10 protein-coding genes and 1 pseudogene are annotated in these 11630 nt (G+C 63.0%); 9 read left to right on the top strand and 2 right to left on the bottom strand.

The features are described from left to right. Window positions 1–15 precede the first annotated feature (15 nt). The gene (locus CEW89_RS16740; RefSeq protein WP_096806661.1) at window positions 16–1605 is read left to right on the top strand and encodes a GMC family oxidoreductase; all 1590 of its coding nucleotides are present in this window, start codon (window positions 16–18) and stop codon (window positions 1603–1605) included. Window positions 1606–1607: 2 nt separating this feature from the next. Here CEW89_RS16740 and CEW89_RS16735 read toward each other — a convergent pair whose 3' ends face one another. Then, window positions 1608–2228, bottom strand: a complete 621-nt coding sequence (locus CEW89_RS16735; RefSeq protein ID WP_066706328.1) for a hypothetical protein — start codon at window positions 2226–2228, stop codon at window positions 1608–1610. Window positions 2229–2490: 262 nt separating this feature from the next. Here CEW89_RS16735 and CEW89_RS16730 point away from each other — a divergent pair, with 262 nt between their 5' ends. The 7 genes and pseudogenes from CEW89_RS16730 to CEW89_RS16700 all read left to right on the top strand — a co-directional run bounded on the left by CEW89_RS16730 (window position 2491) and on the right by CEW89_RS16700 (window position 9183). Further along, on the top strand, window positions 2491–3270 hold the full coding sequence (locus CEW89_RS16730) for a zinc metalloprotease (RefSeq protein WP_096806660.1): 780 nt from the start codon (window positions 2491–2493) through the stop codon (window positions 3268–3270). A gap of 51 nt (window positions 3271–3321) precedes the next feature. Further along, window positions 3322–4155, top strand: coding sequence for an alpha/beta fold hydrolase (locus CEW89_RS16725; RefSeq protein ID WP_096806659.1), 834 nt, complete (start codon window positions 3322–3324; stop codon window positions 4153–4155). Further along, window positions 4152–4934: pseudogene (pcaD, locus tag CEW89_RS16720) on the top strand (3-oxoadipate enol-lactonase); the annotation flags it as partial. The gene CEW89_RS16725 and the pseudogene pcaD, both read left to right, overlap by 4 nt. An 85-nt stretch (window positions 4935–5019) precedes the next feature. Continuing rightward, window positions 5020–5790, top strand: a complete 771-nt coding sequence (locus CEW89_RS16715; RefSeq protein WP_244906092.1) for an alpha/beta fold hydrolase — start codon at window positions 5020–5022, stop codon at window positions 5788–5790. A 52-nt stretch (window positions 5791–5842) separates the two neighbouring features. Beyond that, window positions 5843–7054 (top strand): TCR/Tet family MFS transporter, encoded by a 1212-nt coding sequence (locus CEW89_RS16710; protein ID WP_096806657.1) that lies wholly within the window; start codon window positions 5843–5845, stop codon window positions 7052–7054. Window positions 7055–7160: 106 nt separating this feature from the next. Continuing rightward, window positions 7161–7349, top strand: a complete 189-nt coding sequence (locus tag CEW89_RS16705) for a hypothetical protein (RefSeq protein WP_096806656.1) — start codon at window positions 7161–7163, stop codon at window positions 7347–7349. Between the two features lie 319 nt (window positions 7350–7668). Next, the gene (locus CEW89_RS16700; protein WP_066706394.1) at window positions 7669–9183 is read left to right on the top strand and encodes a succinyl-CoA:acetate CoA-transferase ScpC; all 1515 of its coding nucleotides are present in this window, start codon (window positions 7669–7671) and stop codon (window positions 9181–9183) included. A 123-nt stretch (window positions 9184–9306) separates the two neighbouring features. Here CEW89_RS16700 and CEW89_RS16695 read toward each other — a convergent pair whose 3' ends face one another. After that, the gene (locus CEW89_RS16695) at window positions 9307–10617 is read right to left on the bottom strand and encodes an NAD(P)/FAD-dependent oxidoreductase (protein ID WP_096806655.1); all 1311 of its coding nucleotides are present in this window, start codon (window positions 10615–10617) and stop codon (window positions 9307–9309) included. A 184-nt stretch (window positions 10618–10801) separates the two neighbouring features. On the opposite strand from CEW89_RS16695, the gene CEW89_RS16690 reads away from it, so the two are divergent. Next, the gene (locus CEW89_RS16690; protein WP_066706349.1) at window positions 10802–11605 is read left to right on the top strand and encodes an IclR family transcriptional regulator; all 804 of its coding nucleotides are present in this window, start codon (window positions 10802–10804) and stop codon (window positions 11603–11605) included. Window positions 11606–11630: the final 25 nt, after the last annotated feature.

Raw genomic sequence — 11630 nt, 5'->3', positions numbered from 1 at the left:
GGGGAGAGAGCCATCATGTACGATTACATCATCATCGGCGCCGGATCGGCGGGCTGCGTTCTGGCGAACCGGCTGTCGGGCGACACGGGCAAACGCGTATGCCTGATCGAAGCGGGCAGCAAGGATCGCTCGCCCTTCATTCACATTCCTCTGGGTCTGGCGGTTCTGGCACGTCTCAGGGGAGTGAACTGGAATCACCGGACCGCACCCGAGGCGGCGCTGAACGGGCGACGGCTGTTCTGGCCGCGCGGGCGGGTGCTGGGCGGGTCTTCCTCGATCAATGCGATGATCTACATCCGCGGTCATCGGGAGGATTACCAGGGCTGGGCACAAGCGGCAGGCGCACTCTGGGACTGGCCACGGGTGCTGGAACTGTTCAAACGGCTGGAAAGCAATGCCCAGCTTGCCGGTGACTTTCATGGCAGCGAGGGGCCTTTGTCGGTCTCCGACCTGCGCGCACCCAACCCGCTCTCGAACGCCTTCGTCAAAGCCGGGTGCGAGGCCGGTTTCTCAGAGCGACGCGACTTCAACGGCGCGGATCAGGAGGGCGTCGGCCTCTATCAGGTCACCCAGAAAGACGGGCAACGGTTCTCGACCGCTCGGGCCTTTCTCGATCCGGTGCGCCATCGCGACAATCTCGACATCCTCACCGGCGCGCAGGTGACGCGTGTGCTGTTCGACGGGCGTCGTGCCGATGGCGTGGCGTTGACAGACCGCGAACTCCGGCTCAATCCCGGCGGCGAAGTGATCCTGTCCGGCGGCGCTATCAACTCGCCGCAGCTTTTGATGCTGTCCGGCATCGGCCCCGGCGAGACGTTGCGCAACCACGGGATCGAGGTCTTGCATGATCTGCCCGAGGTTGGGCGCAATCTGGCGGACCATCTCGACATCACGGTGATGTCTGCGACGGCAGATCGTCTGCCCATCGGCATTGCACCCTCCTATCTACCGCGTGCGCTCCGGGCCGCGTGGCAGTTTGCGCGACAGAGGCAGGGTGAACTGACCTCGAATGTCGCCGAGGCGGGCGGGTTTGTCCGCTCAGATCCGAAGCGGGATCGGCCCAATCTGCAATTCCATTTCATCCCGGCCTATCTGCGCGACCACGGGCGCAGGACCACATTCGGCTATGGCATGACCCTGCATGTCTGTGACCTCTTGCCAACCTCCCGCGGCACCATCACGCTGGCCTCTGCCGACCCGCAGACACCTCCGAAGATCGACGCGAATTACCTCGGCACGGCGGAAGACGTCGAGACGCTTCTGGCCGGGCTCAAAATCGCGCGGCGGGTGATGCAGGCCCCTGCCCTTGCCCGCCATGTCAAGGCCGAGCGTCTGCCGGGGCCGGATGTCCAAAGCGACGCCGCCCTGATCGACGACATCCAGGCGCGGGCGGAGACGATCTATCATCCGGTCGGCACCTGTCGCATGGGGCAGGACGCCGCCTCTGTGGTGGACCCGGAGGGGCGGGTGCGAGGGGTTGAGGGGCTTCGGGTGGTCGACGCGTCGATCATGCCCGCGATCATTGCGGGCAACACCAATGCGCCGACGATGATGATCGCAGAGAACATCGCCGATCGGATGGGCGCCCCCGCACGACTGCTTTGAGCTTAGTGGCAGCCGCCCGGCCCGCAACCGTCGCAGCCCTCACAAGCCCGCGCCCGGCCCTTCATCTCGATGAATTTCTCGTCCCAGGCCTCGCCGTCGCCGAATTCCAGAAAATGCTGATACTGCTCATGGCGATCCGGCAGGGCGCGGGCGTGTTTGATCGGGCACCAGTAATATTCCGTGCGCCCCGCCACCTCGCGTACATAGGCCAGAAGGCCGTTGCAATAGCCGCAATAGACGCAGTTCAGCTTCTGCATGAAGTTGAGATAGGTGAGCTTGTGCCGGTCCACCGCGATGTATTTTTTACGCTGCACTTTCGGGATACCATAGACCGGAAAACAGATCGCCTGATAGACCGTCACGAAGAGATCCATCAGTGCAAAAGGGATGATCAGCCCGTAGATCACCGGCGCCGTCACGATCTCCCAGGGCCGCGCACGGCGCAGAAACACCGACCAGCGCACCTTGAGCGCCCGGCCACGGCGACGGGCCTCCTCTTCGAAGACCACCCGGCCGTTGCTCAGATGATACTGGAATTTTTCGCGTGCCTCGACCGCCTCCTTTTCGAGCTGCACCTGCAACTCGCGCAGGCTCTCGCGCAGTTTCTCCACCGTGCCGTTCATCGGGCCCTCCAGCCTCTTTGCGTTCCGTCCCGACAAGGTAAGGCGTTTCGTGGAAAAAACGAAACCATCCTTGCACGGGCCCATCGCTTCCCGGCGAAGTGTTGCTCCATGACGTCCACTGTTTGCCCCCGGGAAACAGTGCGTTGAACCCCGGCTCGCGTCCGCCTGGGCGGGCCATTCGCACCCCGATTGCCACATTCTCGCCACATTCAAGGCCGATCACATCCGACACAGACATAAAAAGGCCGCAATTCGACTCACCATGACCTTTCTCCTGCTTGCCATCGCGCTCGGGCTTTTCGCCCTGCCGCTCGTGACGCGCCCCCTGACAAGCCAGGGACGCATTCGCGCGAGCGGGTTCAATGGTGCGGGCGTGATCGTCGGGTTTGTCATCACCGTTGCGGTCGTTTCCCTGACCTCGCCGCTCTTCGGTTTCGGCTTTGTCCTTGCCGTGATGCTGCATGAACTAGGCTCGGCCTATGCCTGTCGCATCATCGGCCACGAGGTCGCCCGCGTGCGCCTCATTCCCCTGCCGTTACTGGCCGCACCGCGTTCCGACCGCCCCTTCGGCCATGCGCTCGAGGAAAGCTTCACAGCACTCTACGCCCCGGCGCTCGCCATCGTACCGATGGTGCTGTGCTTCGGGCTGTTTCCCATCCTCGCCCCCATCGCTCCAATGGTGGCCAATCTATTGCGCGTGACGGCAATCATGCTCGGGACGTTCAACTTCATCATGCTCCTGCCCTTCCTGCCGTTTGCGGGCGGGCGGGTGATGCGGGCCATCTCGGGCGCCTTCTGGCCCCGGTTCGGCACCACCGTCACCCTCTTCATGACCGCCGCCTTCACCTCTGCGGCGCTGCGCGATCACTCCATCGCCATGGCGCTTCTGGCCGCCGCCGGTCTCCAGAGCCTGTGGCACCGGCGCCAACCGGAACAGGCCCCGCTGAGTTCCAACGAGGCGCTGCTGGTCATGGCCTGTTACGCCTTCGTTCTCACCGTGCATTACCTCGGCGGCTCATGGCTCCTGAACGGGCTGCGCTAGGGCTTTCGTCCCGGACACGGACGTGACAGTCTGCGCCCAAAGGAGATTCCAATGGTTCAGCATTTCACCACGAAAGACGGATTGAACCTCGCCTATGACATTCAGGGCGACGGCGCGCCCCTGCTCTGTCTCGCGGGTCTCACCCGCAACATGGACGATTTCGAGCCTGTGGTGGACCATTTCGCCGACCGGGCTCAGGTCATCCGCCTCGACAGTCGCGGCCGTGGCGCCTCCGATTACGATCCGGCCTTCATGAATTACACCATCCCGCAGGAGGCGGCGGACGCTTTGGCGCTGCTTGATCATCTCGGGATCGACAAGGCCGCGATCCTCGGCACCTCGCGCGGCGGGCTGATCGCCATGGGATTGACCGCGACGGCGAAACATCGGCTCTCCGGCGTGCTCCTGAACGACATCGGCCCGGAGTTCGACCCGTCCGGCCTCAGCCACATCATGGACTATCTCGGTCGCCCCTCCGCCTACAAAAGCTTCGACGATGCTGCCGAAAAACTGCCGAAAGCGCTCGGGCATCAATTTCCGAACGTCACCCGCGAACAATGGCGCACCTATGCCCGGCGGATCTGGGCCGAGGGCGAGCGGCGGCTGGAACTGCGTTACGACCCGAAACTGCGCGACGCGATCGAGGCCCAGAGTGTCACCGGCGCGGTCGATCTCTGGCCCTTCTTCGACGCCTTCGAAGACCTGCCTCTGGCCCTGTTGCGCGGAGAGAACTCCAACCTCCTGTCGCGCGCCTGCGTGGCGGAGATGCAGCGCCGCCGCCCCGACTTGATCTCAGCCGAGGTCAGGGATCGCGGCCATGTGCCGTTTCTCGACGAACCCGAAAGTCTCGATGTCATCGCGCGATTTCTGGAGGCCCTGTCATGAGGATTGCGCTCGACAACATCACGCTCAATGTCGAGATCACCGGACCGGAAGACGGCGCGCCCGTGGTCTTCGCCCATGCGCTCGGCACCAATCTGCACCTCTGGGACGCGGTGCTGCCGCATCTGCCCGGCGGCCTGCGGCTCATCCGCTACGACCTGCGCGGGCATGGCCTCTCGGATGTGCCGAAAGGCCCCTATGCCATGGGCACGCTGGTGCGCGACGCGGAGCGGCTGCTCGACACGTTGAAGGTGAAAGACGCGGTTTTCGTCGGGATTTCCATCGGCGGTCTGATCGCACAGGGGCTCGCAGTCAAGCGGCTCGATCAGGTCCGCGCGCTGGTGCTGTCAAACACAGCGGCCAAGATCGGCGCGCGCAGCATTTGGGACAAACGCATCGCCGGGATCCGCGACAAGGGGCTTCAAAGCATCGTCGCCCCCACGCTCGAACGCTGGTTCGCCCCCGGATTTCGCAAGACGGACACCGCGAAACGCTGGGGCCAGGCCATTCTCGACACCCCGCTCGAGGGCTATCTCGGTTGTGCCGCCGCCATTGCCGGGACGGATTTCTACACGCCGACCTCGGGGCTTCGGCTGTCCTGCCTCGGCATTGCGGGCGGTTATGACGGCTCGACCCCACCCGATCTGGTACGCGAGACTCTGGGCGTCATTCCCGGATCGCGGTTCGAGTTGATGCGCCGCTCCGGTCATCTGCCGCCCGTCGACGCGCCGGAGGACTATGCCGCGCTTCTGGGCCGGTTCCTGACCGAGATCGCCCATGTGAAACGCGATCCCAATCCGCATGATCACATCCCCGATCTCGGGTCCGGTCACGACCATCATCACAACGATCATCATGGTCATCATCATGACCATCACGATCATGATCATTCCGGAGGCTGTCACCATGACTGACCCGAGCGTCCTCCTGATCCACGGCTCCGCCCATGGCGCGTGGTGTTGGCGCGATCTTCTCGCGGAATTGCACGCCCGCGGCCTCAAGGCCCGCGCGCTCGACCTGCCCTCCCATGGCGCGGATCGAACGCCGTACGACGAGATCAGCCTCGACAGCTATCGAGACGCGATCCTCGCCGACATCACAACCCATGGCGACCGTCCCATAGTGGTCGGTCATTCCGCCGGAGGCTATGCCATCGCTGCCGCCGCCGAGGCCGCCCCCGACCGCATCGCCGCGCTGGTCTATCTCTGCGCCTATGTGCCCGAAGACGGCATGAGCCTCGCCGATATGCGCCGCGCGGCGCAGGACCATCCCGTGCTCGGCCTGATCGAGAAGACCGGCGACGGGCGGGCCTTTCGCTTCAAACCCGAGGCAGGCGTCGAGGCCCTGTGTCACGACTGTTCCGAAGAGGTGAAAACCTGCGTCCGCGAGCATATCGGCCCGCAGGCGATCCGCCCGCAGGAAACGCCCCTGCGCGTCACCCCCGCCTCCACCGCCCTGCCCCGGCATTATGTGATCTGCGAAAACGACCGGGTGATCCCTCCCGCCGAACAGCGTAAGATGTGTGCGGACTGGCCCGCGAGCACCGTCCATTCCCTGTCCTCTGGCCATTCCCCCTATTTCGCCCAGCCCGCGCTGCTGGCCGATACGCTGGCGCATATTCTGCACCGGAGCGGATAGACAGAAGCCCCCCGACAGGTCACAAAGGCCGGGTTGTTTTCAGGAAAGCCCCATGCCCCGCAATCTGCCGCTGATTTTCATCGTCACCACCGTGCTGATCGACGGCCTGGGCATCGGGCTGATCTTTCCGGTGCTACCGACCCTGATCCGCGAACTGACCGGCCAGACGCTCGCCGATGCCGCACTTTGGGGCGGGGTTCTGGCCACCGGCTTTGCCGTGATGCAGTTCTTCTTCGGGCCTTTCGTCGGCAATCTCTCCGACCGGTTCGGACGCAAACCCGTGCTGATCGCCGCGCTTTTCGTGATGATGATCGACTATCTGATCATGGCGCGGGCGCACACCATCTGGCTTTTGCTGATCGGACGGCTGATCGCCGGGATTTCCGCCGCCACACCGGGCACCGCCGCCGCCTTCATGGCCGACATTTCCAAACCCGACGAGCGCGCACGCAATTTCGGCTATGTCCACGCCGCGCTCGGCATCGGTTTCGCCCTCGGCCCCGTGATGGGCGGCATGCTCGCCACCATCGACACCCGCGCGCCATTCTATGCCGCCGCCGCCGTCGCCGGTCTCAACATGGTCTTCGGTATGCTCGTTATGCCCGAAAGTCTCGCCCCCGAAAAACGCCGCGCCTTCGACTGGCGTCGCGCCAACCCCTTCGGCGCCTTCCGCGCCATCGGGCGGCTGAGGGGCCTCACCGGCCTGCTCATCGTCTTCGCTCTCTACGAGACGGCCTATTTCGTCTACCCGGCGATCTGGTCCTTCTATACCGAGGAGCGTTTCGGCTTCGACACAGCCACCATCGGGCTCACACTCTTCGCTTTCGGCGCGACCATGGGGCTGGCACAGGCCGTACTGGTCGGCCCCTTGGTCAAACGCTTCGGCGCCTACCGTGTCGCGATGGGCGGCATCCTGCTCGACGCGCTTGTATTCCTCACCTTCGGCCTCACCACAAGCGTGCCGATGGTCTGGATCATGTCCGTACTCTCCGGCATTTCCGCGATCTCCATCCCGGCGCTGCAATCCATGATGAGCGGCGCCACCCCCGACGATCAGCAGGGCGAGTTGCAGGGCGTCACCGGCTCACTCGCCGCGCTTGCCACCATCATCAGCCCGCTGGTGATGACCGAGATCTTCGCCACGTTCTCCCGCCCCGGCACCGGTTATTACCTGCCCGGCGCACCGTTCCTGGTGTCGCTGGTCATCGTTCTGATCGGTGGCGCAATCCTCTGGAGCTGGCAACGGCGACACGGGCGGATCTGACCCGGCACGTTCGCGCCTGTTCACACTTCGTTGTCCAGTTTGATCTGGATACGAGACGGCAAGGCGATTCCGTGTTAGAGTCCTCGTGCAAAAAGGAGGAAAAACCATGACACGCCATATCACCGACACGTCCCATCGTGCCCCCGGCAGCGGTCGCCTCGTGCATTTCCTTGCGCTCGACCGTGGTGCTGCCCGCTCCCGTATGTGGGACAAAATGGACCGTGATCGCAAAGAGGCGAAAACCGCCTCCCGCGTGAAACAGTTCCTGCGGATCGACCGCGGTCGTACCGCCTGAGTCGTCTTGAAGCCATCCGATACGGGTCCGTTTCCGACGGGCCCGTTCTCTTGCCGCACAGTGCGGCCTTTGGTTTGCATATTCGTGCCGAAAACTCTTTGCAAACCCATCCACACAAATCCCGATTGCAAATATTGATTCAAAAATCTGTGCACGGATGCATACCGGGTATGCTCCTGCAAAAATTCCGCAAAAGTGACTGGAAGCCCCCCGCGTCCCGCGCATAGTGCGCGCAATGAAGGACAACTCGGGGAGGAGGCTGGCCTTATAAAATTACCCCTCTCTCCCCGTGACCGCATTCCACAATGGAGAGACCGTCGTGACCACTGCCCGCCGCCCCGTGCCGCAATCCCTGCAATCCAAGATCATGTCCGCCGAAGATGCCGCCAGCCTCGTCGAGAATGGCGCCACCGTCGGCATGAGCGGGTTCACCGGTTCGGGCTACCCCAAGGCGGTGCCTCTCGCACTTGCGGCCAAGATCGAGGAACGTCACGCCCAGGGCGAGAAGTTCCGCATCAAGATCTGGTCCGGCGCTTCGACCGGTCCCGAACTTGACGGCGCGCTGGCCAAGGCCGACGGCATTGATTTCCGCCTGCCCTATAACTCCGATCCGATCGCCCGCGAACGGATCAACAAGGGCGAGATGAAATATTTCGACATGCACCTGTCGCAGGTCGCGCCGATGGCCTGGCAGGGTTTTCTCGGCAAGCTCGACACCGCCATTGTCGAGATTTCCGGCATCACCCCCGAGGGCGATCTGATCCCCTCGTCCTCCATCGGCAACAACAAGACCTGGCTGGAATGCGCCGACAAGATCATCCTCGAACTGAACTCCTGGCAGAGTGAATATCTCAACGGGATGCACGACATCTATTACGGCACCGCCCTGCCGCCGAACCGCGTCGGCATTCCGCTGATCAAACCCGACGACCGCATCGGCCAGCCGCATTTCAAGGTTGATCCGTCGAAGATCGTCGCCATCGTCGAGACCGACACGCCGGACCGCAACGCGCCTTTCGCGAAACCGGACCAGACCGCTCTGGACATCGCCGGTCACCTGCTTGAGTTCCTGAACCACGAGCTGAAAATGGGCCGGATGCCGAAAGAGCTTCTGCCGCTGCAATCCGGCGTCGGCAACGTGACCAACGCCGTGCTCGCCGGTCTTCTCGACAGCCCGTTCGAAAACATGACCGCCTTCACCGAGGTGATTCAGGACGGCATGCTCGACATGCTGGACGCGGGCAAGCTGCGCATGGCCTCCGCCACCGCCTTCTCGCTCTCGCCCGAGGCGGCGATGAAGTTCAATGCCGAGGCCCATCGCTACCGCGACAAGCTGATCCTGCGGCCGCAGGAAATCTCCAACCACCCGGAGCTGATCCGGCGGCTGGGCTGTGTCGCGATGAACGGTCTGATCGAGGCCGACATCTACGGCAACGTCAACTCGACCCACGTCATGGGCTCGCGCATTCAAAACGGCATTGGCGGCTCGGGCGATTTTGCCCGCAACGCCTTTGTCTCGATCTTCATGACGCCCTCGACCGCCAAGGGCGGTGCAATCTCCGCCATCGTACCGATGGCCAGCCATGTCGACCACATCAATCAGGATGTTCAGGTCATCGTGACGGAACAGGGCCTCGCCGACCTGCGCGGCCTCGATCCGAAACAGAAGGCTGAGTTGATCATCGAGAAATGCGCCCACCCCGCCTATCGCGACATGCTGCGCGACTATTACGAGCGCGCCAAGAAAAGCTCATTCGGTGGCCATGCGCCCCACGACCTGCGCGAGGCGCTGAGCTGGCACCAGCGTTTCATCGACACCGGCTCGATGAAGTAAGAGCAACAATAAGAGCAAAGGCCCTCCTCGCGAGGGCCTTTTTGTTTCAGGTGCCTCCCTTCCAGTACATGACAAGGTCCGACACTTTGCCGACACTTGTCCGACGGAAAGCCGACACCGGTTTCAGCCCGTGCTTTGCCCCCGGAACCGCGTCAACCGGAACGGCGTCGGATCGACAATGGGGGCAGCCCCGGTGACAATATCTGCCATCAGATGCCCCGCCCCCGGCCCGGTTCCGAACCCATGGCCGGAGAACCCCGAGGCGATGTAGAAATTCGGTCGGTTCGGCACCTCGGAAATCACCGGCACCGCATCGGGCGTGGCATCAATCAGCCCGGCCCAGCTCTGCACCGGCTTGAGCTTTCCAAACCCCGGATAGGCCTTGACCGTATTGGCCCAGGCGTTTTTCAGATCGCGTTTGACGGGTTTGGGATCGAGCGTCCGCACCAGCTCGAACGGTGTAATTTCATCGTTTTCCCAACGCCTTGCCCGCTTCCAGTCTTCAAAGAAATAGGGTGTCAGGCCGAGGCGATATTCATGCATGGATTTCAGCGCCGTCGGCAGGAAATCGAAAAACAGCCGAAAACTATCCAGTGTCAGAGGCGCAAGGTTGTCATTGCGGATCGCCACCGAATAGCCCCCGTCGAGACGACGGCGAAAGGCGAAATCCGGCCCACCGACGGCGAGATCGGGCAGGCTCTCGTCGGGCGCTGTGCGCATCACTGTATTGATCACCGGCAGGGTCGGAAAATTCAGCCCCATATTGCCCGCAAACAACCGCGACCACGCGCCGCCCGCCAAGACAACAGCACCACAGCGGATCGCCCCCCGCTCCGTGACCACCCCGGAGATCGCCCCCCCCTCAGTCTCGATCCCGCGCACGGCACAATGTTGCAGGATCACCGCGCCTTTCTTTTGCGCCGCGCGGGCCATGGCAGGCGTCGCCTTGAACGGCTCGGCCGTCCCGTCCGTCGGCGTATAAAGCCCACGTTTCCAAGGCTTGGCGAGGCCCGGCAAAAGATTGGTGATCTCCGCGCCCTCGATGAACCGTGCCGACAGCGCATGATCGCGGGCATGCTCCATCCAGCTTTCATAGGACGCCAACGCCTTTTCCCCGTCGAGCAGATAAAGCGTGCCACGCTCCCGAAACCCGGTTTCCAGCCCGGTAATTTCATTCATCCGCCGCCAAAGCCTGAGGCTCTCCACCGTCAGCGGAATTTCCGCCGCATCGCGCCCCATCGTCCGGCACCAGCCCCAGTTGCGGCCCGATTGCTCTGCCCCGATGATGCCCTTTTCGCAAAGCGTGACGGAAACACCGCGCTCCGCGAGGAACAGCGCCGTGCTGACACCGATGATCCCGCCCCCGATAACGATGACATCGCTGCGCGACGGCAGGTCTTCGTTGCCTGCGACTGGGTCCATGGTGATGCGCATCTGATGTCTCCGACGTTCGAGCCCATAGCGGGCGTGCTTTTCGTCAGCCTAGGCAAAACCAAACGCAAGATAAGGAGATTAATTCACATAATGATAAAAAAATATAGTATTTCTCATATTATGAGTATTAATTTCCACTGATCGTCCCTCGTTCTCAAAACCAAATTCTCACGGAGCCTGACAAATGCGCAAAAGCGGCCCTCCCACTCCAGCGTCCGGCACTCAGGCCCTCGACCGCGCCATTGGCCTCATGCGAATCATCGCAACCTCGCAAAGCTCCGGCCTGAGCGCGCGTGAGCTGTCGGACCTCACCGGCCTGACCCAGGCGACGCTGTATCGGCAATTGCAGGCACTCGAGAAACACGGGCTGGTGGAAAGCGAGGCGAAACGCTATCGCATCGGACGCGGCGCACTGTTTCTTGCCGCCGCCGCCTTTGAGGCCGATCCCCTGCACAAGGTCGCACAACAGCCGATGCGCCGGGTCGCGCAAGCCACCGGCTGCTCTATCGCACTGGTGATCGCTCAGGACACGCGCGCGATGTGCGCTGCGCGCGCCGAGGGCACGTTCACCGCCCGCACGATCTACTCCAACGTCGGCGCGACCGCACCTCTGGGGCTCGGCTCCAGCAGTCTCTGCCTTCTGGCCGCGCTCGACGATCAAGAGGCGGATCATGTGATCGAAACCAACAGACACGCGCTGATCGGTCCCTATTTCCTCGACGAACTCGCCCTGCGTACCGCGATCCGACAGGTTCAGCGCGACGGCTATGCCCGCGACCCGGGCGAGGTGTTTCAGGATGTATTCGGCCTCGGGGTCCCCGTGCGGCTGCCAAGTGGCAGGACCATCGCCGCCATCGGCCTTTCTGCCGTGCTCGAACGTGTCGATCCCGCACGAGAGAAATGGATCCTGTCGGTCATGCAGGAAGCCGCCCGCGACATCGGTCAGGCTGCCAATCCGGTGACCGGGCATACTCACTGTTGGCAGTGACACGTCATGGCCTTGTGCAGCGGCG

The sequence above is a fragment of the Celeribacter ethanolicus genome (genome assembly GCF_002407265.1).
Lineage (GTDB): Bacteria > Pseudomonadota > Alphaproteobacteria > Rhodobacterales > Rhodobacteraceae > Celeribacter > Celeribacter ethanolicus.
The sequence above is the reverse complement of the archived record's forward strand: the minus strand, read 5'-3'. Positions and strand labels throughout refer to the sequence as shown.